Below are 24,678 nucleotides of genomic sequence, written 5' to 3' on the forward strand. Positions count from 1 at the left end.
ACAAGCTCCGTTCCTACTTGCGACGTGCCGTCGGCGACGCGCAGGAGCTGCGCGAGCGCGTGCGCGAGCTGGAGGAGTCCGCGCGCGAACCCGTCGCCGTCGTGGGTGTGGGGTGTCGCTTCCCGGGTGGGGTGACGTCCCCCGAAGGGCTGTGGGGAGTCGTGTCCGGCGAAGTGGACGCGATGGGCGACTTTCCCCAAGACCGCGGCTGGGACGTGGAAGGGCTCTACGACCCCGACCCCGCCGCGCACGGCAGGACGTACACGCGCACCGGCGGCTTCCTGCCCGAACTCCCGGACTTCGACGCGGAGTTCTTCGGCATCAGCCCGCGCGAGGCGCTGGCGACGGACCCGCAGCAGCGGCTGATGCTGGAGACGTCGTGGGAGGCGCTGGAGCGGGCGGGCATCGACCCGGCCGCTCTGCGGGGTTCGGCGACCGGCGTGTTCACCGGCCTCTACGGCGTCGACTACGGCCCCCGGGTCGGCGGCGCCGCGGCCGGCGAGGTGGAGGGCTTCCGGCTCACCGGGACGTACCTCAGCGTGGCCTCGGGCCGGGTGGCGTACGTGCTGGGGCTGGAGGGCCCGGCGGTGTCGACCGACACCGCCTGCTCCGCGTCGCTCGTGGCGATCCACCAGGCCGTACGGTCCCTGCGGTCGGGGGAGTGCACGCTGGCGCTGGCCGGCGGGGTGTCGGCGCTGCCGACTCCGGGGATGTTCGTGGAACTCGCCCGGCAGCGGGGCCTGTCGGCGGACGGCCGGTGCAAGGCGTTCGCGGACGCGGCCGACGGCACCGGCTTCTCCGAGGGCGCGGGCGTGCTGGTCCTGGAGCGGCTCTCCGACGCGCGCCGCAACGGGCGCCGGATCTGGGCGGTGATCCGCGGCTCCGCCATCAACCAGGACGGGGCGTCCAACGGCCTGACCGCGCCGAACACGCTGGCGCAGCAGCGGGTCATCCGGGCGGCCCTGGCCGATGCCGGGCTGCCGGCCGGCGAGGTGGACGCGGTGGAGGCGCACGGCACCGGCACCCGGCTCGGCGACCCCATGGAGGCGGAGGCCCTGCTGGCCACCTACGGGCAGGAACGGGACGGCGAAGTCCCGTTGTGGCTGGGGTCGTTGAAGTCGAACATCGGGCACACGCAGGCGGCTGCGGGGGTCGGCGGCATCATCAAGATGATCATGGCGATGCGGCACGGGGTGCTGCCCAGGACGCTGCACGTGGACCGTCCCTCGACGCATGTCGACTGGTCGGCGGGCGCGGTGGAGCTGCTGACCGAGGCCCGGGAGTGGGCCACGCCGGACGGCCGGCCCCGGCGCGCGGGCGTCTCCGCGTTCGGCATCAGCGGCACCAACGCCCACCTGATCCTCGAACAGGCGCCCGCCGCCGAGCCGGACGGGACCCCGGCCGGTGACGCCGCGCGGCCCGCCGCCGGCCGGGCGCCCACCGGGGCGCCGGTGCCGTGGGTGCTGTCGGCACGCTCGGAGCAGGCGCTGCGCGCGCAGGCGCTGCGGCTGCGCGACAGCGTGGCCGCGGACACCGGCGCGACGGCCGCGGAGGTGGGACGGGCGCTGGTGACGACACGGTCGCTGTTCGAGCACCGCCAGGTGGTCATCGGCGCCGACCGGGACGGACTCCTCGCCGCGCTGGCCGCCGTGGCCGCGGGGGAGGAACCCGCGTCCGGCGGCGCGGTGTCCGCAGCCGCAGGGCCGGTGGGCAGGACGGTCTTCGTGTTCCCCGGCCAGGGTGCCCAGTGGATCGGGATGGGCCGGGAGCTGTGGGAGACCTCCCCGGTCTTCGCCGACGGACTGCGCGCCTGCGCCGAGGCGTTGGAGCCGTGGGTGTCCTGGTCGCTGATCGACACCGTGTGCGGCGGACCGGACTCGGCGGACCTGGAGGACATCGACGTCGTCCAGCCGGTGCTGTTCGCGGTGATGGTGGCGCTGGCCCGGGTGTGGCGCTCGCTGGGGGTGAGCCCCGACGTGGTCATCGGCCACTCCCAGGGCGAGATCGCCGCCGCCCATGTCGCGGGCGCCCTGACCCTGCGGGACGCCGCCAAGATCGTTGCCCTGCGCTCCCGGCTCCTGGCCACGGTCACCGGACAGGGCAGCATGGCCGGCATCCTGCTGCCCGAGGACCGCGTACGGAAACTGCTCGCGGGCCAGGAGTCCCGCATCGGCATCGCCGCCGTGAACGGACCCAACTCCACGACGGTGTCGGGCGAGACCGCGGCGGTCGAGGAACTGGTCGCGGCCTGCCAGGCCGAGGGCGCCCGCGCCCGGCTGATCAAGTCCAGCGTCCCGGGCCACTCACCGCTGATGGACCGCTTCGACGGCCGGCTCCAGGAGGAACTCGGCCACATCACCCCCGCACCCTCACCGGTGACGATCTACTCGACCGTCACCGGCGGCCCGATCGACCCCCTGCGGCTGGACACCGACTACTGGTACCGCAACCTGCGGCAACCGGTGCGGTTCGCGGACGCCATGGGACGCCTGGTCGAGCAGGAGCGCAACAGCGCCGTCGTCGAACTCAGTCCGCACCCGCTGCTCGTGATGAACATCCAGGAGATGTTCGACTCCACCCCCGGCGCCACCGGCTTCGTGGTGGGCTCGCTGCGCCGCGGCGAGGGCGGCCTCGCACGGCTCTACCAGTCCGCGGCCGAGGCCTTCGTCGCGGGCGCCGCGGTGTCGTGGCAGACGGCCTTCGAGGGCGCGGACGGCCGGCACGTCGAGCTGCCCACGTACCCCTTCCAGCGCCGGCGCTACTGGCTGGACACCCCTGCCGAGACCACCGTCGCGAACACCTCCGACCACCCGCTGCTCGACGCCGTGATCGATCTCCCCGACGACGACGGCCGCGGCGCAGTGGTGGGCAGCGGACGCCTGTCGCTGGAGCGCCACCCGTGGCTCGCCGACCACGTGGTCCACGGCGCCGTCCTGGTGCCCTGGGCGGCGCTGGCGGAACTGGCGGTGTGGGCGGCGCACCGGGCGGGCCGCGACGCCGTCGACGAACTCACCCTGGAAGCCCCGCTGGTGCTCTCCCGCACGGCCGAACGCGAGATCCGCGTCGTCGTCGACGGCGAGGGCGCGATCGGCGTGCACTCGCGCGCCGCCGGCGAGCGCGGGTGGACGCGCAACGCCGTCGGGGCCGCCGGATCCGGCACCGCACCGGCCCCCGCCCGGGAAGGCCTCACCGAGTGGCCGCCCGCGGGCGCGACCGCCGTGCCCTTCGAGGACGCGTACACCCGGCTCTCGGCCCTCGGCTTCGGCCACGGACCCCTGCTGCACGGCACACGCGCGGTGTGGCGCCGGGGCGACACCCTGTTCGCCGAGGTCGAGCTGCCCGCGGCCGACGGCGCGGAACAGGACCGCTTCCGCATCCACCCGACGCTGCTGACCGCCGCGCTGCTCCCGGCCGACCTGGATCCGTCCGCCGGCACCTCCCGGCTTGAGGGCCGGCTGCCGTTCCACTGCACGGGACTTCGCCTCGACCCCGGCCGGCCCACCCGCCTGCGGGTGCGGCTCGCCCCCGCGGGCGGGAACACCCTGTCCGTGACCCTCGCGGACGGCACCGGGACACCGCTCGGCGGTGTCGCCTCGCTGAGCCTGCGGCCCGCGGACGCCGGGCAGCTGACCGCGCTGGGCTTCGACCACCGGGACGCGCTGTTCCAGGTGGACTGGGTCCCCGTCGCGGTTGCCTCCGGGCAGCCGGCGGGCCGGTACACGGTGCTGGGAGCGGACTTCGACGCCCAGGGAGGGGACGGGGCGGCCTTCGCCGACCTCGTCGCGTCCGGCGCGGAGACACCCCCCGTCGTCATCGCCCGCGCCGACGGCGGCGACACCGACGGCGACGACACACCCGCCGCCGTCGAACAGCGCCTGCACCGGGTACTGCGGTGGACGCGGGACTGGCTCGCCGACGAGCGGTTCGCCGCCTCCCGCCTGGTCCTCGTGACGCGGAACGCCTTCCACGACGACCAGGTGGCCCACGCCGATCCCGCGGCGGCCGCCGTCTGGGGCTTCGTCCGCACCGCGCAGTCGGAGAACCCGCAGCGCTTCACGCTCGTGGACACCGACGGCCGGCCCGAGTCCTGGGCCCGCGTCCCGGCGGCCGCCGCGACCGGCGAGGCCCAGCTGAAGATCCGGGCCGGCGGCGTGAGCACCCCCCGACTGGCCCGTGCCACCACCGCGTCCGCCGCTCGCGGGCCCCGCGACGGAGCACCGGGGGCGCCCGCGCTCGGCTCCGGTTCGGTACTGATCACGGGCGGCACCAGCGGACTCGGCGCGATCCTGGCCCGCCACCTCGTCGAGCGGCACGGGGTGCGGCGGCTGGTGCTGACCAGCAGGCGCGGCCCGGCGGCCCCCGCCGCGGCGGCGCTGCGCGAGGAGCTGACCGCGGCCGGGGCCCATGTCGAGGTCGTGGCCTGCGACGTCACCAGCCGCGACGCCGTCGCCGCACTGATCGCCGCCGTACCGTCCGAGCACCCGCTCACGGCGGTGGTCCACTGCGCGGGCGTCCTGGACGACGGCGTCGTGGAGGCCCTGACCGAGGACCGCCTCGACGCGGTCCTCGCGCCGAAGGTGCGCGGCGCCTGGCACCTGCACGAGCTGACCGAGCACCTGCAGCTGTCCGCGTTCGTGCTGTTCTCCTCGGTCTCCAGTGTGCTCGGCACCCCTGGACAGGCCAACTACGCGGCGGCCAACGCCTTCCTCAACGGCCTCGCCGAGGCCCGCCGCAGCCGGGGACTGCCCGCCGGCGCGCTGTGCTGGGGCTTCTGGGCCGAACGCAGCGACATGAGCGCCGGCCTCGGCGAAGCCGACGTCGAGCGCATGCGGCGCCAGGGCGTACGGCCGCTGTCGTCGCAGGAGGGGCTCGCGCTCTTCGACGCGGCGCTCTCGGCCGACGAACCGGTGCTCGTGCCGGCGCTGCTGGACCCGGCGGCGACAGGCACCCCGCAGGCCGGGCAGACGCTCTCGCCGCTGCTGCGCACCCTGGCCCGGACCTCCGCCGGCCCCGGCGCGGGCCCGGCGGGCCAGGAGCCCGCCGACGTGCCGCTGGAGCAGCGGCTGAGGTCACTGCCGGCGGACGAGGCACAGGCGCTGCTGCTGGACGCCGTACGGGTGCAGACCGCGCTCGTCCTCGGTCACGCCGACACCGGGCGGGTCGGTCCCGCGGTGACGTTCAAGACGCTGGGGATCGATTCGCTCACGGCGCTGGAGCTGCGCAACAAGCTGGCGGCGGTGACCGGCCGGAAACTGCCCGCCACGCTCGTGTTCGACCACCCGACCCCGGCCGCCGTCGCCCGCTTCCTGGGCACGCGCATCACCCCGGACCCCGGCGCGCAACAGCGGTCCCCGGCCGATCACCTGGTGAAGGAGATCGAGGGACTGGGCGCCCGGCTCGACGACGCGTTCCGCACGCTCGCACAGCGGGACCGGGCCACGATTTCCACTCTGCTCGGCGAGCTGCAGGGCCGAGTCCGTGCGACGGCGGGCGACGACGGGCCGCCGGTCGCCATCGCCGACCAGATCGGTGCGGCCTCGGCGGGAGAACTCCTCGCGCTGCTGGACAAAGAGCTCGGCTAGGGGAAAGCGATGACAGACGACAACAACGCCGAGGTTCTCGACTACCTCAAGCGCACGTCGATCGAACTGATCGACACCCGCAGGCGCCTTCAGGAACTGACCGACGCCGCCGCCGAACCCGTCGCGATCGTGGGCGCCGCCTGCCGCTACCCGGGCGGGGTGGCATCTCCCGAGGACCTGTGGGAGCTGGTGCGACAGGGCGCGGACGTCGTGGACGACTTCCCCGACGACCGCAACTGGGACCTGGAGACCTTCTACGACCCGGACCCGGACCACCCCGGCACCTGCTACACCCGCAAGGGCGGATTCCTCTACGACGCCGGCGACTTCGACGCCGACTTCTTCGGGATCAACCCGCGCGAGGCCCTCTCCGCCGACCCGCAGCAGCGCCTGCTGCTGGAGACGTCCTGGGAGTGCGTGGAGCGGGCCGGCATCGACCCCGAGTCCCTGCGCGGCAGCGACACCGGGGTGTTCGCCGGACTCGCCTACTTCGGCTACGGCAACCACTTCGCCACCCCGGAGGCCATCGCGGGCTACGCGCAGACCGGCTCCCTGCTGAGCGTGGCCTCCGGGCGGGTGTCGTACGCGCTGGGCCTGGAGGGACCGGCGGTGTCGACGGACACCGCGTGCTCGTCCTCGCTGGTCGCCGTGCACCAGGCGGTGCGCTCGCTGCGGCAGGGCGAGTGCGCACTGGCCCTGGCCGGCGGGGTCACCGTCGTCGGGATGCCCCAGGTGTTCCGCGAGATGTCCCGGCAGCGGGGCCTGTCGGTGGACGGCCGGTGCAAGGCGTTCGCGGACGCGGCCGACGGCACCGGCTTCGCCGAGGGCGTCGGCATGCTCGTCCTGGAACGGCTCTCCGACGCGCGCCGCAACGGGCGCCGGATCTGGGCGGTGATCCGCGGCTCCGCCATCAACCAGGACGGGGCCTCCAACGGCCTGACCGCGCCCAGCGGTCCCGCACAGCAGCGCGTGATCCGGGCCGCGCTGGCCGACGCCCGGCTCCGGGCCGGCGACGTCGACGCGGTCGAGGCGCACGGCACCGGCACCACGCTCGGCGACCCCATCGAGGCGGGCGCCCTGCTGGCCACCTACGGCCAGGACCGGGATGCCCAAGTCCCGTTGTGGCTGGGGTCGTTGAAGTCGAACATCGGGCACACGCAGGCGGCTGCGGGGGTCGGCGGCATCATCAAGACGGTCATGGCGATGCGGCACGGGGTGCTGCCCAGGACGCTGCACGTGGACCGCCCCTCGACGCACGTCGACTGGTCGGCCGGAGCCGTGGAGCTGCTGACCGAGGCCCGGGAGTGGACCACGCCGGACGGCCGCCCCCGGCGCGCGGGCGTCTCCGCGTTCGGGGTCAGCGGCACCAACGCGCACGTGATCCTGGAACAGGCGCCCGAGGAGGACGACGAGGACGAGGACGACCTGCCCTACTGCAGCAGCGGGCCGGTGCCCTGGGTGCTGTCGGCGCGCTCGGAGCAGGCGCTGCGCGCGCAGGCACGCGACCTGCACGACCTCGCCGCCGCCGACGCGGACCTGGACCTCCTCGACGCCGGCTGGTCACTGGTGTCGAGCCGCACCCGCTTCGAGCACCGCGCGGTGGTCCTCGGCCACGACCGGGACGAACTGCTGAGCGCGCTCGAAGCACTGAGCGAGGGCCGGGACTGCGCCGCGGTCGTGCGCGGCACGGCCGGTGAACCCGGCGGCCCCGTCTACCTGTTCCCGGGACAGGGCGCCCCGTGGGCAGGCGCCGGGCGCCAGTTGTACGACACCTACCCCGACTTCGCGCAGAGCCTCGACGAGATCTGCGCCCGCTTCGACGCCCACCTGCCCTACCGGCTCAAGCCCGTCCTGCTCGCCGACGATCCCGCCGGCCGCGACCGCACCGACATCGCCCAGCCCGCCCTGTTCACCCTCCAGGTCAGCCTGTACCGGCTCCTGGCCCGCTACGCCCCGCGGCCCGCCCGGCTCATCGGCCACTCCGTCGGCGAGATCGCCGCCGCCCACGTCTCCGGCGTCCTCGACCTGGACACCGCGGTCCGGCTCGTCGCCGCCCGCGGACGCGTCATGCAGACGGTCACCGAACCCGGCGCCATGCTCGCCGTCCGTGCCTCGCCCACGCGGACGACCGCCTTCCTCGGCGCGTACGACCGCGTCGGTGTCGCCGCCGTCAACGGCCCGGAGTCCGTGGTCGTGTCCGGCCTGCGCGAGCAGGTCCACGCCCTGCGCGACCGGCTCGCCGCCGACGGCGTCTCGGCGAAGCTCCTGCCGGTCGACCACGCCTTCCACTCCCCGCTGATGGACCCGATCCTCGACGAGTTCGCGGCGGCGCTCGGCGAACTGACCGACGGCGAGATGACGATCCCCGTCGTCTCCACCCGGCTGGGCCGCGACGTCACCCTCCAGGAGCTGACATCCGCCCGCTACTGGGTCGACCACGTCCGTGACCCCGTGCGCTTCTGGGACGCGGTGCAGAGCGCCCGCGCCGCCGGCTCGGGCGTCTTCGTGGAGGTGGGGCCGGGGGCGACGCTCACGAGCATCACCAAGGAGGCCCTCGCCGGTGAAGGGGTGCACGACGCGCTGGTCGTATCGGCGTCGCGGCGCGACCGCACAGCCCCGCAGGCGCTGCTGGGCGCACTGGCCCAGCTGCACGTGAGCGGCGCCCCGGTGGACTTCGGCGCCCTGTTCGGCCCGCGCCGCGGGGTGGACCTGCCGACGTACGCCTTCCAGCGGAAGCGCTACTGGCTGGACTTCCTCGCCGGGACGCGGACCACGGACGTCGCCTCCGCCGGCCTCTCCGCTCCCGGACACCCCCTGCTCGGTGCCGTGCTGGACCATCCCGGCACCGACGAGAGGGTCTACACCGGCCTGTGGTCCCTGCGCACCCACGGCTGGCTCGGCGACCACACCGTGTTCGGCGCCGTCGTCGTCCCCGCGACGGCCCACCTGGACCTGGCGCTGTCCGTCGGCGGCCACGTCGGCTGCGGCACGGTCGAGGAACTCACCCTGGCCGTCCCCCTGATCCTGCCCGCCTCCGGCGACGTGCGGATACGCGTCGTTCTCGGCGCGGCCGACGCGAGCGGACGCCGCTGCATCGACGTGTACTCGCGGCCCGCCGAGGACACCCCCGCGGACAGCGGCTGGACCCGCCACGCGACCGGGAACCTGGCACCGGGCACCGCACCGGAAGCCACCCCGGCACTCACCGCATGGCCGCCCGCCGGGGCGAGGCGGCTCGACACCAGCGGCCTCTACGACGCGTTCGCGGACGCGGGATTCGACTACGGCCCGCTGTTCCGCGGACTGCGGGAGGTCTGGCAGCACGGCGAGGACCTCTTCGCCCTCGCCACCCTCCCCGACACCGCCGACCCCACCGCCGCCGGCGCCTTCGCCCTGCACCCGGCCCTGCTGGACACCGTCCTGCACGCGTCCGTGGCCGGCGGTGTCATCGAGGTGACCGGAGAGCAGGGCCGCATGCCCTTCGCCTGGTCCGGCGTGCACCTGACCGGGCCGTGCACACCCACCGTCAGGGTCCGCCTCTCCCCGGCCGGCGAGGACGCCGTGTCGCTGACGGTCGCCGACGAGCACGGCCGCCCGGTCGCCACCGTCGCCACGCTGGCCTTCCGGCCGGCCGCCGCCGAGCAGGTCCGCTCCGCACGCGGCGGGCAGGAACGGCCGCTGTACGAACTGCGGTGGCGCCCGGTGAAGGAGCACAGGGGGGAGACCCACGACGGGCCGTGGGCCGTCCTCGGCACACCGGGCGGTCTTGCCGCCCGGCTCACCGGCGCGCACACCGGCGCCGTCCGTCACGCGTCGATGGACGAGGTCCTCGCGGGGGAGACACCTCGCCACATCGTCCTGGCCCTGGACGACGCCGTCACCACCGGCACCGGCCTGCTCGACACCGTCGCCGACGCGGACAAACGGGTACTGGAGCAGGTCCAGCGCCTCCTCGCCGAGGAAGCCCTCGCCGCCTCCACCCTGGTGGTGCTCACCCGCCTGGCCGTCGACGCCAACACCGGCGAGCGGGTCGAGAGCCTGCCCGGCGCGTCCGTGTGGGGCCTGATCCGCTCCGCCCGGACCGAACACCCCGGCAGGTTCCGACTGGTGGACATCGACGACGCGGACACCTCCTGGGCCCGCCTGCCCGACGCGCTCGCCCTGGCGGAGGACCAACTGGCGCTGCGCGACGGGACGTTGCTGGTCCCGCGGCTGGCGGCGGCCGAGCCCGCCGACCACCGCGTCGGACCCGCGCCGGCCGGAGCCCACCGGCTGGGCATCCCGACCAGAGGCACGCTGGAGAACCTGACCTGGATCCCCTGCCCCGAGGTGGAGGCACCCCTGACACGGGGCCAGGTCCGCGTCGCCGTCCAGGCCGCCGGCCTCAACTTCCGCGACGTCACCATCGCCCTGGGCCTGGTGGACCGCACCGCCATCGACGCCGGACTCGGCAGCGAGGGCGCCGGAATCGTCCTCGAAGCCGCGGACGACGTCACCCACCTGGCACCCGGCGACCGGGTCACCGGCATCTTCAGCGGCGCCTTCGGCCGCACGGCCGTGGCCGACCACCGCATGCTCGTGCCCGTCCCCGACGGCTGGAGCTACGCCCAGGCGGCGTCCGTGCCGTGCACCTTCCTCACCGCCTACCACGGCCTCCTCCGCGTGGCGAACCTCCGGAAAGGCCAGCGCGTCCTCATCCACGCCGCGGCGGGCGGCGTCGGCATGGCCGCCGTCCAGCTGGCCAGGCACGCCGGCGCCGAGATCTATGCCACCGCCAGCCCCGCCAAGTGGCCCGTCCTGCAGGCCCTGGGACTGGACGAGGCGCACCTGGCGTCCTCCCGCGACCTGGAGTTCGCCGAGAAGTTCCGCCGCACCTCCGGCGGCCGCGGTGTCGACGTCGTCCTCAACTCCCTCGCGCACACGTTCGTCGACGCCTCACTGACCCTGCTGCCGGGCGGCGGGCACTTCGTCGAGATGGGCAAGACCGACATCCGCGACCCCCGGCAGGTCGCAGCCGACCACCCCGGAGTCGACTACCGGCCCTTCGACCTCTACGAGGCGGGCCCGGACGCGCTCCAGGAGATGTTCCGGGCCGTCATGGACCTGTTCGCCGACGGGCAGGTGCAACTGACCCCGCTCTCCCTGCGCGACATCCACGACGCGCGCGCGGTGTTCCGCGAGATGAGCCAGGGCCGCCACATCGGCAAGCTGGTCCTCGACGTGGGAGACGGCCTCGGCGGCGGCACCGTGCTGGTCACGGGCGGCACCGGGGGAGTGGGCTCGCTCGTCGCACGCCACCTCGTCGCCGAACACGGCGTACGCAGCCTGCTGCTGGCCAGCCGCAGCGGCGCCGCCGCCGACGGAGCCGCCGAGCTGGTGGCCGACCTCCGGAGCGCGGGAGCGTCCGTACAGGTCGCGGCCCTGGACGTCGCGGACCGGGCCGCGATGGCGGACCTGCTCACCGGCCTGCCCGGCCGCTACCCGCTGACCGCGGTCGTGCACGCGGCGGGAGCCCTCGCGGACGGCACCGTCGAGTCGCTGACCGCGCAGAGCATCGACCACGTCCTGCGCGCCAAGGTCGGCGGCGCGGTCAACCTCCACGAACTGACCCGGGACCACCACCTGTCGGCGTTCATCCAGTTCTCCGCGCTCGCGGGCACGCTCGGCACCGCGGGACAGGCCAACTACGCCGCCGCCAACGCCTTCCTGGACGGTCTGGCGGCCCGGCGCCGGGCGTCGGGCCTGCCCGGCACCTCACTGGCCTGGGGCTGGTGGGAGCAGAGCAGCGGCATGACCGGCGAACTCGGCGCCGCCGACCTCTCGCGGCTGCGGCGCACGGGCATCGCCGCGATGCCGACCCCCGAAGCCCTGGCCCTGTTCGACACGGCGTGCGCCGGCGGCAAGCCGGTCCTCGTCCCGGCCCGCATCGACTTCACCGCGCTGCGCGACAAGGACGCCGACGAGGTGCCGCCGCTGCTGCGCGACCTCGTCGAGGGCGGCCGCCCGCGCCGCACCAGGGCGAGCACGGCCACCGACAGCGGCCCGGCGGGACTGCCTGCCCGGCTGGCCGGCCTGTCGGGCGACGCAGCCGGGGCAACGGTCCTGGAATGGGTCCGCGAACAGGTCGCCGTCGTCTTCGGACACACCTCCGGTGCGAGTGTCGACGTCGACGAGGCGTTCACCCGGCTCGGCTCCGACTCGCTGATCGCCGTCGAACTCTGCAACCGCCTGAACGCCTCCACCGGTCTTCGACTGCCGTCCACCATCGTTTTCAGTTATCCGACACCACGCGAACTGAGCGGCCACATCAGCGACTTGCTGCGCCCCGCAGCGGACACCGGAACGGCCAGCGCCACCGAGGACGCGGCGATCCGGGACGTGCTGCGGACCGTGTCCATCGACAGCCTGCGCGGCGCGGGCCTCCTCGAACTGGTCCTGGCCTGCGCCCGGGCACCCGAAGCGGACGGCGCCGCCCCGGCGGCGGACGAGAGCGCCGGCGCGGACGAACTGTCGGACCTGGATCTCGAAGCACTGGTCGACCTGGCCCTGGAAGAGAAGTAGGTGAATGGCATGACCGACTCCTCGGAACGCACGGCGGACGGCGCGGACCGGGTCCAGCGGGCGCTGCGCACGCTCCTGGAGGAACGCGACCGCCTCCGGCAGGAGAACGACGCCCTCAGGGCCGGCCGCGGCGAACCGATCGCCGTGGTGGCCATGGCATGCCGCTACCCGGGAGGCGTATCGACGCCCGAGGAACTGTGGGACGTGGTCCGCGAGGGCCGCGACGTCATCGGCGACTTCCCGCAGGACCGCGGCTGGCGCGACGTGTACGACCCCGACCCCGACGCCACCGGCCACGCGTACACCCGCCAGGGCGGGTTCCTGGCCGACGCCGCCGGCTGGGACGCGGACTTCTTCGGCACCAGCCCGCGTGAGGCACTGGCGGTCGACCCGCACCACCGCCTGCTCCTGGAGACCTCCTGGGAGGCCTTCGAACGGGCCGGCATCGTCCCTGCCGACGTGCGCGGGTCCGAGGTCGGCGTCTTCTCCGGGATCAGCTCCTCCGAGTACGGATGGCGGTTCCTGGAGGGCGGCCAGAAGGACCTGGAGGGCTATCTGCTGTACGGCAGCGCCCTGAGCGTCGCCTCCGGCCGCGTGGCCTACGAGCTGGGCCTGACCGGGCCCGCGGTGTCGGTGGACACGGCGTGCTCGTCCTCGCTGGTGGCCCTCCACCTGGCGGTGCAGTCCCTGCGGTCGGGGGAGTGCTCCCTGGCGCTGGCCGGCGGGGCGCTGGTGATGGCGACGCCCGCGATGTTCGTGGAGTTCTCCCGGCAGGCCGCCCTCTCGCCCGACGGCCGCTGCAAGGCCTTCGCGGACGGCGCCGACGGGACCGGCTGGGCCGAGGGCGTGGGCGTACTGCTCCTGGAGAAGCTGTCCGACGCCCGGCGCAACGGCCACCCGGTGCTGGCCGTCGTGCGCGGCAGCGCGGTGAACCAGGACGGCGCCAGCAACGGACTGACCGCCCCCAACGGCCGCGCCCAGGAGAAGGTGATCCGCAGGGCCCTGGCGAACGCGGGCGTCACGCCCGCCGAGGTGGACCTGGTCGAGGCCCACGGCACCGGAACCGTCCTCGGCGACCCCATCGAGGCCGGCGCGCTGCTGGCCACCTACGGCCGGGACCGGGACAAGGACAGGCCGCTGTGGCTGGGCTCCCTGAAGTCGAACCTCGGGCACGCCCAGGCCGCCGCCGGGGTCGGCGGGGTCATCAAGACCGTGATGGCCATGCGCCACGGCCACCTGCCCAGGACCCTGCACGTGGCCGAGCCCTCGCACCACGTGGACTGGTCCGCCGGCGCGGTGGAGATCCTGGCCGAGGGACGCGAGTGGACGAGGACGGACGGTCCGCGGCGGGCCGGGGTGTCCTCGTTCGGCGTCAGCGGCACCAACGCGCACGTCGTCCTGGAGGAGGCCCCGCCGCAGGAGCCGGCGCCGGAGACGGACGGGCGCGGTACGGGCGCGGGCGTCGTCGGCGGCCTGGTGCCGTGGGTGGTGTCGGGCAGGACCGCAGGGGCCCTCAGGCAGCAGGCGGCCAGGCTGCGCGACTTCGCCGCCGCCGACGCGGACCTGGACCTCGGCGGCGCCGGCTGGTCGCTGGCGTCGGGCCGCTCACGGTTCGAGCACCGCGCGGTGGTGCTCGGCCGCACCAAGGACGAACTCCTCGACGCGCTCGGGGCGCTGAGCGAGGGCAAGGAGTCCGCCGCGGTGGTCGGCGGCACGGCCGGGAACCTCGGCGGCGTCGCTTTCATGTTCCCCGGCCAGGGCTCCCAGTGGGTCGGCATGGGGCGGGAGCTGTACGCCGCCTTCCCGGTCTTCGCGCAGAGCCTCGACGCGTGCGCGGCCGCACTGGCCGAGTGGACCGACTGGTCGCTGCTCGACGTGATCCGCGGGACGGAGGGCGCGCCGGCCCTGGACCGGGTGGACGTGGTGCAGCCGGCGCTGTTCTCGGTGATGGTGTCCATGGCCGCCCTGTGGCGGTCCTGGGGCGTTCAGCCGTCCGCGGTGATCGGCCACAGCCAGGGCGAGATCGCCGCCGCCCATGTGTGCGGCGCGCTGTCCCTGCGGGATGCCGCCAAGATCGTGGCGCTGCGCAGCAAGGCCCTGGTGGAGCTGATCGGGCACGGCGGGATGGCGTTCGTCGCGGAGTCCGAAGCGGTGGTGCAGCAGCGTCTGGCGCCGTGGAGCGACCGGGTCGGCGTCGCCGTGGTCAACGGACCCCGCGCGGTCGTGGTGTCCGGGGAACCGGAAGCGCTCGACGAATTCATCGAGAAGATGAAAGCCGGCGGTTCCCAGGCCCAGCGCATCAAGGTCGATTACGCCTCGCATTCCCATCAGGTGGCACGGGTGCGGGACGAGGTGATCGGCGCCCTGTCCGACGTGAGCCCGAAATCGTCGGAACTGCCTTTCTATTCGACCCTGTACGGCGAAATCATCGACACCGCGCGGCTGGACGCCGATTACTGGTACGACAACCTGCGCGAGAAGGTCCGCTTCGAATCCTCGGTACGGCAGCTGGCCGCGGACGGGTTCCGGGTGTTCGTCGAGATGAGCCCGCACCCCGTGCTGACCGTCCCCGTGCAGGAGATGGCCGAGGACCTGGACGACGCGCTGGTGCTGTCGTCGTCGCGGCGCGGCCGGGGCGAGGTGGAGGCCGTCCTCGGTTCGCTGGCCGCGCTCCACGTCCGGGGCGGGAGCGTGGACTGGTCCGCCCTGTTCACCACCCGCCGGCGGGTGGATCTGCCGACCTACGCCTTCCAGCGTCAGCGGTACTGGCTCAGCTCCGCACCCACCACGGCCGCGGTGGCACAGGCGTCACCGCAGGAGCCGCCGGTGGCCGACGAGCAGCAGGTTCCGCTGCCGGAGCGGATCGTGGCGCTCGTTCCCGACGACGCGCAGGCCCTCGTCCTCGACCATGTCCTGGAGCGGGTCGCCGTCGTGCTGGGGCATCCCTCCGGTGAATCCGTCGATCCCGACGGCGACTTCACGAAGATCGGCTTCGACTCGATGCTGTCGGCGGACCTGAGTAAACGCCTGACCGCGTCGACCGGCCTGAAGCTGCGGCCGAACGTGGTGCTGCGCCACCCCTCCCCGCGGCTGATCGCCCGGCACATCGTGTCCTCGCTGGCCAAGTCCGGCGCACGCTGACCGACCCGCCGACCCGACCGTGTTCCGGGCGTGGTCACGCCCTGCGGAAATGATCCCGCAAGGGGAATGTCCCGCCGGCGGAATGTCCCGCCGGCGGGACACCGCAAGCCCGAAAACGGTTTGTCCCGCCCCCGCACCAAACTGTCTTGACCTGCTGATTCACCTTCCGTGAAGGTGGGGTGATCTGCGAATTCCTCCGATTCCCGGACCTGATTTGCTGAGGGGTTGATCCGTGTGCGTGCATTCGCTGCTTCGGCCGCGCATAAAGGACTGTGGCTGGCGGAGGAAATGTCTGCCGACACACTGAACCATGCGCTGACCATGTGGGACGTGGACGGCGGACTGGACGCGGCCGTCATGGAGTCCGCGTTCCTGCACGTGCTGGACGAGGCCGAGGTCCTGCGCGTCACCTTCGCCGACGACGGCGACGGGCTGCGCCTGACACCGCGCGAGCTGGGGGACTGGCGGCCCTTCCTCCTGGACCTGTCCGTCGAGGCCGACCCCGAGCAGGCGGCGCGCGAGGCGCTGGCCGATCTGGTGCGCGAGCCGTTCGACCTCGGACACGATCTGCTGTTCCGGATGGGCGTGATCACCCTCGCGCCGGCCCGCTCGCTCGTGGTGATCGCCTACCACCACCTCATCTCGGACGGGTTCGGCACCGGCGGCCTGCTCTCCAAGCGTCTCGCCGAGGTCTACACGGCCCTGTCACGCGGCGAGCAGGTTCCCGCTCTGCCGCACCCCTGGGACACCGAGTCGTTCGCCGCCGAGGCGGCCGGCTACCTCGCCTCCCCGGAGTTCACCGACGACACCGGGTTCTGGCGCGACTACCTCGCCGACGCGCCCGCCCCCGCACAGGTCCCGCGCGTCGCCCTTTCCGACACCGAACGCGCCGCGCTCGCCGAACCGATGAACGACGCCGACCGGTGGGGCGAACTGACCGAGCCCATCGGCATGGTCAGCCGCACCCTGACCGTCCCGCGCGCCGAGGCGGACGCGTGGACCGAGGCGGCGAAGTCCCTGGGCGTGTGGATGTCCACGATGCTGACCGCCTCCGCGGCCGTGTTCTTCCGCCACCGCTGCGACCGCCCGGAGTTCCTGCTCTCCCTCGCCGTCGGCAACCGGACCGGCGTCGCGAGCAGGACACCCGGCCTCGCGGTGAACGTCGTCCCCGTACGGGTGAGGGTCCCGCTGAACGCGACCTTCACCGACCTCGCCGACGCGATCGTCGACGAGACGTACGAGATCTCCGGCCACACCGCCTGCCACTACTCGGACATCCAGCGCGCGAGCGGAACCGCCCTGAGCGACCGCGGCAGCTTCGGCGCCGTCATGAACGTCGTCGAGTTCGTCGAGCAGCTCCGCTTCGGCGACCACCTGGCGCGCTACCTCGGCGGAACCACCGGCTCCTTCGACGAACTGTCGATCGGCGTCTACACCGACGGCAGCGCCGACAGCGACCTGTACATCCGCCTCGACGCCCCCGCACGCCTCTACGACCGCGCCGGACTGCGTTTCATCGGCGAAGAGCTGATCGCCCACATCCGGGCCGTGGTGGCCGACGGGGAACAGCCGGTCGGCGCGCTGGACGCGCTCACCGGCGCCGAGCGGGAGCGGGTGCTGACGGCACCGAACGACACGGACGCACCCCTTCCCGCGCTGACGGTTCCGCAGCTGTTCGCCCGGCAGGCGGAGGCGGCCCCCGACGCCGTCGCGCTGGTCTTTGGCGACGTCACGGTCTCCTACCGGGAACTGGACGAACGCGCGAGCCGCCTGGCCGACGCACTGCGCGCACACCGTGTCGGGCCCGACACGGTCGTGGCGGTGGCGCTGCCGAGGTCGGCGGACCTGGCCGTCGCCCTCCTGGGCGTGGTGAAGGCGGGCGGAGCCTACCTGCCGATCGACCCGGCGCTGCCCGCGGCGCAGGTCGAGCTCGTGGCCGGCGACGCCGCGGCACGAGCCCTGCTCACCGACGCGGCAACCGCCCAGGCGCTCTCCGCCGGCCTGGGGATACCGGCGCTCGTGTTCGCCGACCTCGCCTCCGCCACCGCCGCCACCGCCCAGGCCGCGCCGCTCCCGCACCCGGACAACCTCCTGACCGTGACACCCGCTTCGACGGCCGCGGTCGGCATCACGCACCGCAACATGGAGCGGTTCGTCCTGGACCGCACCTGGCGCGACGCCGCGCGGAGCACCGTGCTGTGGCACACCCCGGCGACCTCCGACACCCTCGCCCTCGAACTGTGGGCACCCCTGCTGGGCGGTGGCCGCGTCGTCGTCGCTCCTCCCGGGGAGCTCGGCGCCGACGCGCTGGCGCAGGCGTGCGCGGCGCACGGCGTCTCCGCCGTGTGGCTGCCCGCCGGCCGGTTCGCGGAGATCGCGGCCCGCCACCCCGCGTCCCTCGCCGGGCTGCGCGAGGTGTTCACCGGCGGCGACCGCGTGCCCGCGGCCGCCCTGCGCCAAGTCCGCCGGGCCTGCCCCGGGCTGAGGGTCGTGACCGGCCACGGCCCCGCGGAAGCCGCCGGGTTCGCCGCGGCCGACCGCCTGAGCGCCGGCGAACCGGAGCACCGCGCGGGCACCCTGGGCCGTCCGGCGGACAACACCGCCCTCTACGTCCTGGGCCCGGGCCTGGCACCCGTCCCCGCCGGCGTCACCGGCGAGCTGTACGTGGCCGGGCCCGGTGTGGCGCGCGGATACCTCGGGCGGCCCGGACGAACGGCGGAGCGCTTCGTGCCCTGCCCGTTCGGTCCGGCCGGAGGGCTCATGCACCGCACCGGCGACCGGGTGCGCTGGGGCGCCGACGGCCGGATCGAGCATGTGGCCGACGCGGGCGCCGAGGTCGACGTACGCGGTGTCGGCGTCGAGCTGGCCGAGGTCGAGGAGGTGCTGTCCGAGCATCCCGCCCTCGCCCGGTCCGTCGTCGCCGTCAGGGCGGACGCCACCGGGCAGCGGCGCCTGGTGGCCTATGTCGTGCCGGTGGACGGCCGGGCCGTCCCGGGCGACGAACTGCGCCGGTTCGCCGCGGGACGACTCCCGGAGTCCGTGGTCCCGGCGCTGTTCACCGTGCTGGAACGCCTGCCGGTGACGGCGGGCGGCAGGGTCGACCGGGCGGCACTGCCCGAGCCGCAGTCCGAGCCGGACACCCGCCGCGCCCCGCGCAACGACACCGAACGCATCCTCGCCGAGGTGTTCGCCGAGGTCCTGGAGCTGGACCGGGTCGGCATCGACGAGGACTTCTTCGACCTCGGCGGCAACTCGCTGCGCGCGATCCGGCTGGTCGGCCTCATCCGGGCGGAACTCAAGCAGGAGGTGTCCATCCGCCGCCTGTTCGCGGCGCGCACCGTCACCGGCCTGTCGGACATGTGGAAGGACCTCGGCCAGTCCAGCAGGCCGAGCCTGCGCAGGCGGACGAGGGAGGGCGCGGTCCTCTGAGACCGCGCCCGGCCCGGTCCGGTCCGGTCAGCAGTGGTTCGGCACGGCAAACGTGAAAGGGAATCAGGTGGATTCTTTGACAGAGGCCCTGCTGTCCGGGGCCGGCCCGGACGAACTGGGGCGACACGAACTCCCCCCGGAGTACGAGGCGGCGCACCTGCTGGCCGCGGACCTCGGCATGTTCGACGGTGTGGCGGACAACGACGTCCGCAAGTCGTTGCACGTCGGCATGGTCCCCATGCCGGAGATCGCGCCGGACGAGGTGGTCGTCGCCGTCATGGCGAGTTCCATCAACTACAACACCGTGTGGTCGGCGACGTTCGAGCCGGTGCCCACGTTCGAGTTCCTCAGGCGCGCTGCCCGTCAGGGCGGCTGGGCCGCCCGGCACGACCTGCCCCACCACGTGGTCGGCTCGGACGCCTCCGGCGTCGTCGTGCGCGCCGGGGCCGGGGTACGGCACTGGAAGCCGGGCGACCACGTCGTCGTCAGCTGCGTCCAGGTCGACGAGCAGGAACCGGCGACGCACGCCGACGCGATGCTCGGGTCGGGGCAGCGGATCTGGGGCTACGAGACGAACTTCGGCGGCCTCGCCCACTACGCGGTGGTCCGCGCCAGCCAACTCCTGCCCAAGCCGGCCCACTTGACCTGGGAGGAGTCGGCGGGAGTGCTGCTGACCGCGGCCACCTCCTACCGGATGCTGGTCGGCGACAACGGCGCGCGGATCAGGCAGGGCGACATCGTCCTCGTCTGGGGTGCCACCGGCGGCCTCGGCGCGTTCGCGGTGCAGATGGTGAAGAACGCGGGCGGTATCGCCGTCGGCGTGGTCGGCTCCGAGCGGAAGGCGCAGGTGCTGCGGCGCCTGGGCTGCGACGTGGTGATCAACCGCAGCGACATCGGCATGGGCGGCGACGACGCGCTCACCCCCGAGCGGACGATCGAGCTGGGCAAGCGGCTCGGACGGGAGATCCGCAGGCAGCTCGGCGAGGACCCGCACGTCGTGTTCGACCACGTCGGACGGGCGACGTTCGGGATCTCGGTGTTCGTCGTGCGCAAGGGCGGCACCGTCGTCACCTGCGGCTCCAGCACCGGCTACGACCACCACTTCGACAACCGCTATCTGTGGATGAACCTCAAGCGGATCGTGGGCAGTCACGCCGCGAACCTCCAGGAACAGGCGGAGTGCAACCGGCTCTTCCAGCTGGGGCATCTCGCGCCCGTCCTGTCCGAGGTGTTCCCGCTGCAGGACGTGGGCGAGGCCGCACGGCTGGTCCAGCTGAACAAGCACACCGGAAAGGTCGGCGTGCTCTGCCTCGCCCCCGAGGAAGGGCTCGGTGTCACCGATCCCGCGCTGCGCGAGAAGATCGGCGCCCAGCGCCTCAACCCGCTGCGCCGCCGGGGCGCGGCCGATGACGCCGAGGTGTCCTGACATGGGGATCGGCATCCTCTCCACCGGCTCCTACCTGCCCAAGCACGAGGTCGGCAACGAGGAGGTCGCCGAGCGCGTCGGTGTCACCGCGGAGTGGATCGAGCGCAAGACGCAGATCAAGTCCCGGCGTTACGCCGCCGAGCACGAGGCGACGTCCGACCTGGCGGTGAAGGCCGCCGAACGTGCGCTGGAGCAGGCCGGGCTGGGCCCGCAGCAGATCGACCACATCATCGTCTCGACCTCCACCGGGGACTTCCCGCAGCCGCCCACCTCCTACCTGGTCCAGCACGGCCTGGGCGCCTACGGCGCGGCCTGCTTCGACGTCAACGTCGTGTGCAGCGGCTTCGTCTACGCCCTGGCACTGGCCCACAGCCTGGTGACCGTGAACCCGGCCGCCCGCATCCTGGTCATCGGCGCGGACGTCTACTCGCGGATCCTGGACTTCACCGACCGCAGGACGGCGATCCTGTTCGCCGACGGCGCCGGCGCCGCGGTCGTCGGCGCGGTCCCGGAGCCGTACGGGATCATCGCCACCGATCTGGCCAGCCGCGGCGACGCGCACCATCTCATCCGGGTCGAGGCCGGCGGCAGCCGCAGGCCGGCGTCCGCGCAGACCGTCGCCGAGGGCGGCCACTTCTTCAGGATGGACGGCCGCGGGGTACGGGACTTCGTCGCCGAGCACGTCCCGCCCGCGCTCCTCGCCCTGACCCGCAGGGCCGGCGTCGGCATCGGCGCGGTCGACCACTTCGTACCGCACCAGGCCAACGGCGTGATGCTCGGCGAGGTCGTGGAGCGCACCGGACTCGGCGCCGCGCTCACCCACCGCACGCTGGTCAGGTACGGCAACGTCGGCAGCGCCTCCGTCCCGGTGGCCCTGGACGAGGCCAACCGCACCGGCGCGCTGAAGCAGGGGGAACTGGTGCTGCTCGCCGGGTTCGGCGGCGGCATGTCGATCGGAGCGACACTTCTGAACTGGGGGACCCGGGCATGACCACGTCCACACAGAGCGCCACAGCCGGTATCGAGCGGGTGGGCGTCGCAGGCAGCGGCATCATGGGCACCGGCATCGCCGAACTCTGCGCGAAGAGCGGGCTGAACGTGCGGGTCGCGGTGTTCTCCGAGGCATCGCTGGTGACGGCGCCGCAGCGGCTGGCCGCCTCGCTGGAGCGGGGCGTGGCCAAGGGCAGGCTGACCGCGCAGGAACGCGACGCGGCGCTGGGCCGGGTGTCGTTCACACGTGACCTCGCCGACCTGGCGGACCGCCAGCTGGTGATCGAGGCGGTCACCGAGGACGAGCAGCTCAAGCTGGACCTGTTCGCCACCCTCGACAAGATCGTCGAGGACCCGGACGCGATCCTGGCGACCAACACCTCCTCCCTGCCCGTCGTACGGCTCGCCGCCGCGACCCGGCGCCCCGGCCAGGTCCTCGGCATCCACTTCTTCAACCCGGTGCCCGCGCTGCCGCTCGTCGAGCTGGTCTCATCGGTGCTGACGGACGCGGCGGTGGGCGAGCGGGCGCTGGTCTTCGTCCGCGACGTCCTGGGCAAGAAGCCCATCGCCTTCCCGGACCGGGCGGGCTTCCTCGTCAACGCGCTGCTGTTCCCGTACCTGCTGTCCGCGATCCGCATGGTCGAGTCGGGCCTGGCGACGGCGGAGGTCGTCGACCAGGGCATGGTGCAGGGCTGCGCGCATCCGATGGGCCCGCTGCGGCTCGCCGACCTCATCGGCCTGGACACCACCGTCTCCATCGCGCGGGCCATGTACGAGGAGTTCAAGGAGCCCCTGTACGCGCCGCCGCCGCTGCTGCTGCGCATGGTCGAGGGCGGCCTGCTGGGCAGGAAGTCCGGCCGCGGCTTCCACACCTACGCCTGAGCGGGGCGCACAGCAGGAGGAGGGGCCCGGGTTCGACCCGGGCCCCTCCTCCTGCTCCGCGCCCCGCTCAGGAAGCGGCGGCCCGCGTGAGGAGTCCCTCGGTGACGGCGGCGGCGACCCGGTCGGTCTGGTCGAAGAGGTAGAAGTGCCCGCCGGGGAACACCTCCACCGTGAAGTCGCCGGTGGTGTGCTCCCGCCAGGTGTGGGCGTCCCGGACCGTCGCGATCGGGTCGCTGTCGCCGATCAGGGCGGTCACCGGGACCGTGAGCGGCTCGCCCGCGGTGGCGCGGTAGGTGCCCAGGATGCGGTAGTCGGCCCGCAGCGCGGGCAGCACCAGTTCCAGGATGTCGGGATCCTCGAGCATGGACTGGTCGGTGCCGCCCAGCCGGCGCACCTCGGCCAGCATGTCGGCGTCGTCGTAGAGGTCGTAGGCGCTGTCGCGCAGGTCGGGGCCGCCCCGGCCGGAGAAGAACACCCGCTGCGGGGCGGGCAGCCGGCGCCGGGCCAGCAGCCGGGCCGTCTCGAACGCCACGAGCGAGCCCATGCTGTGCCCGAACAGGGCGTAGGGCCGCCCGTCCGCGGCCAGTTCACGGGCCAGCTCCTCCGTCACCGCCTCCGCGAGCGGGGCCAGCGCGGTGAACGGCTCCTCGCGGTAGCGGTCCTGGCGGCCCGGGTACTGCACGCACAGCACGTCGATGTCCGGGTGCAGTGCGCGTGCCAGGTCCTTGAACGCCGTCGCGGAGCCCCCCGCGTGCGGGAAGCACACGAGCCGTGGCCCGTCCGCCGCGGTCGTGGTGAAGCGTCGCAACCACGTGCTGTTCACGATGGGTTGTCCCTTCGGTCGGGTCTCGGGTCGTGACGGCCGGTCCCGTCGCGGGGCGGTCCGGTGCCGTTCGTTTCGGGGCAGGGGGTCGCTCAGCCCTGCAGGGCCGGGCCGAACCAGGTCTCGAGGGCGGCCTTGAGCGCGCCGGTGTCGGGTGCGGTGCCGTCCTCGGCCGCCCAGGCGACATGGCCGTCGGGGCGGATGAGGAGCGCGGCCGGTGCGGGGATCTCGCCGCGGGCCGGGACGATCCAGTGCTCGTCCTCGCTGCGTGCCTCGACGACGTCCACGCGGCCGGCCCAGCCCGCGGCGACGGCCGCCGTCGCCGCGTCGCCGGCCAGGTCGAGCAGGACCGGGCGGGCGGCGTGCAGCAGTTCGTGGACCCGGGTGGCGCCGTCCGGCGCCTTCAGGTCGGCGTCCGGGACCCGGCGGCCGGTCAGCGGGTGGTCGCCGTCGAGGGGGTAGCGGATGTCGAGGGCCGTCAGCAGGTGGCGCAGGTACTGGTTGACCTCGTCGAACACCATCAGGGAGCCGAACACCTCGCGCAGCGCGTCCGTCTGCGGTCCGGGACGCACCAGGGCCGACTGCGCCCGGGTGTTGTGCAGCACCCGCTCCCCGACCGGGTGCCGCTCGGCGTGGTAGGTGTCCAGCAGGCTCTCCGGGGCCCGGCCGCGCACCACGGAGGCGAGCTTCCAGCCGAGGTTGACCGCGTCCTGCACGCCCATGTTCAGCCCCTGCCCGCCGGCCGGGAAGTGGATGTGCGCCGCGTCCCCGGCGAGCAGCACCCGGCCCCTGCGGTACCGGTCGGCCTGCCGCGCCGCGTCGTTGAACCGGGAGACCCACCGGGGGTTGCGCATGCCGAAGTCGGTGCCTGCGACCCTGACCATGGATTCCCGCAGCCGCTCGAACGTCACCTCCTCGTCGCGGTCCGCGACCCGGTCGAACTCCGAGGTGATCACCCGGTGCCAGCCCGGCTCGAACGCGATCGCCGAGTAGTCGCCGCCCGGAGTGCGCCGTACCCAGACGTAGTCCTCGCCCAGACCGGGGAGTTCGACGTCGCCGATCAGCGCCGTCATCGTCGCCTCGGTGCCGGGGAAGCCGATGCCCGCCAGCTTGCGCACCGTGCTGCGCCCGCCGTCGCAGCCCACGAGGTAGCGGGCGCGCAGCGTCGCGGGCGCCTCCTGCGCCCCGCCGGTCTCGACCCTCACACCGCTCTCGTCCTGGGCGATGCCGCGCACCTCGCAGGCGCGGCGCACCTGCACGCCGAGCTCCGCCGCCCACTCCTCCAGGAGCCGCTCGATGGCGGACTGCAGGATCATCAGCGGGTAGGGGTGGCGCGACTCCGACTCGTCGAAGTCGAGGTAGAGGCCGGAGAAGTGGCCCACCGGCTGCAGCTGTCCCTCCGCGAGGAAGCGCTCCAGGACGCCGCGCTGGTCCAGCACCTCCAGGGTGCGGGAGTGGATCCCGCCGGCCCGCGACTCGCCCGAGCGCTGCGCGAGCCGCTCGACCACGGTCACCTCGGCGCCCGCCAGCCGCAGTTCGCAGGCGAGCATCAGGCCCGTGGGCCCGGCGCCCGCGACCACCACATCCGTGTCCGTGCCGGTGTGTCCCACGTGTGCCCCCTCTTTCCGCTGCGCCTGTCACGGCATTGGATGACCTCCACGCTCACGCACGCGGGGGAGCGGTTCAAGACAACTCGGCGCCGGTGCGCGGCTGTTCGCGGGCGGGCTTGCCGTGTCCCGCCGGCGGGACACGGGGCGGTGCGCAAAGACGGCCGGCTCCGCCGGAGAGCTCTCCGGCGGAGCCAGGGGGTGAGGCGGGGGAAGCGACGGCGTACCGGTGGCGGG

General features: G+C 73.9%; 7 protein-coding genes and 2 pseudogenes. 7 read left to right on the forward strand and 2 right to left on the reverse strand.

Annotated elements, in window-relative coordinates:
• Nucleotides 1-32 precede the first annotated feature (32 nt).
• The 7 genes and pseudogenes from OC490_RS35330 to OC490_RS35360 form a co-directional block, all read left to right on the forward strand.
• Nucleotides 33-8,186 (forward strand): annotated as a pseudogene (locus OC490_RS35330) (SDR family NAD(P)-dependent oxidoreductase); the annotation flags it as partial.
• A gap of 264 nt (nt 8,187-8,450) precedes the next feature.
• A pseudogene (locus tag OC490_RS49645) lies at nt 8,451-12,143 on the forward strand (SDR family NAD(P)-dependent oxidoreductase); the annotation flags it as partial.
• Nucleotides 12,144-12,152: 9 nt separating this feature from the next.
• Nucleotides 12,153-15,284, forward strand: a complete 3,132-nt coding sequence (locus tag OC490_RS35340; RefSeq protein ID WP_262062122.1) for a type I polyketide synthase — start codon at nt 12,153-12,155, stop codon at nt 15,282-15,284.
• Between the two features lie 234 nt (nt 15,285-15,518).
• The gene (locus tag OC490_RS35345; RefSeq protein ID WP_262062123.1) at nt 15,519-18,713 is read left to right on the forward strand and encodes a non-ribosomal peptide synthetase; all 3,195 of its coding nucleotides are present in this window, start codon (nt 15,519-15,521) and stop codon (nt 18,711-18,713) included.
• Nucleotides 18,714-18,780: 67 nt separating this feature from the next.
• The gene (gene ccrA, locus OC490_RS35350; RefSeq protein ID WP_262062124.1) at nt 18,781-20,139 is read left to right on the forward strand and encodes a crotonyl-CoA carboxylase/reductase; all 1,359 of its coding nucleotides are present in this window, start codon (nt 18,781-18,783) and stop codon (nt 20,137-20,139) included.
• Between the two features lies 1 nt (nt 20,140).
• Nucleotides 20,141-21,130, forward strand: coding sequence for a 3-oxoacyl-ACP synthase III family protein (locus OC490_RS35355; RefSeq protein ID WP_262062125.1), 990 nt, complete (start codon nt 20,141-20,143; stop codon nt 21,128-21,130).
• The gene (locus tag OC490_RS35360; protein ID WP_262062126.1) at nt 21,127-22,011 is read left to right on the forward strand and encodes a 3-hydroxybutyryl-CoA dehydrogenase; all 885 of its coding nucleotides are present in this window, start codon (nt 21,127-21,129) and stop codon (nt 22,009-22,011) included. Before OC490_RS35355 ends, OC490_RS35360 begins: the two co-directional genes overlap by 4 nt.
• A 67-nt stretch (nt 22,012-22,078) precedes the next feature.
• Here the strand turns inward: OC490_RS35360 and OC490_RS35365 are convergent, their stop codons facing one another.
• Both OC490_RS35365 and OC490_RS35370 read right to left on the reverse strand, forming a co-directional pair.
• Nucleotides 22,079-22,834 (reverse strand): thioesterase II family protein, encoded by a 756-nt coding sequence (locus OC490_RS35365; RefSeq protein ID WP_262062127.1) that lies wholly within the window; start codon nt 22,832-22,834, stop codon nt 22,079-22,081.
• 92 nt (nt 22,835-22,926) lie between these two features.
• The gene (locus OC490_RS35370) at nt 22,927-24,444 is read right to left on the reverse strand and encodes an FAD-dependent monooxygenase (RefSeq protein WP_262062128.1); all 1,518 of its coding nucleotides are present in this window, start codon (nt 24,442-24,444) and stop codon (nt 22,927-22,929) included.
• Nucleotides 24,445-24,678: the final 234 nt, after the last annotated feature.

Origin of the sequence: Streptomyces sp. STR69, assembly GCF_024519455.1 — a bacterium.
In the GTDB taxonomy this organism is placed as follows: Bacteria; Actinomycetota; Actinomycetes; order Streptomycetales; family Streptomycetaceae; genus Streptomyces.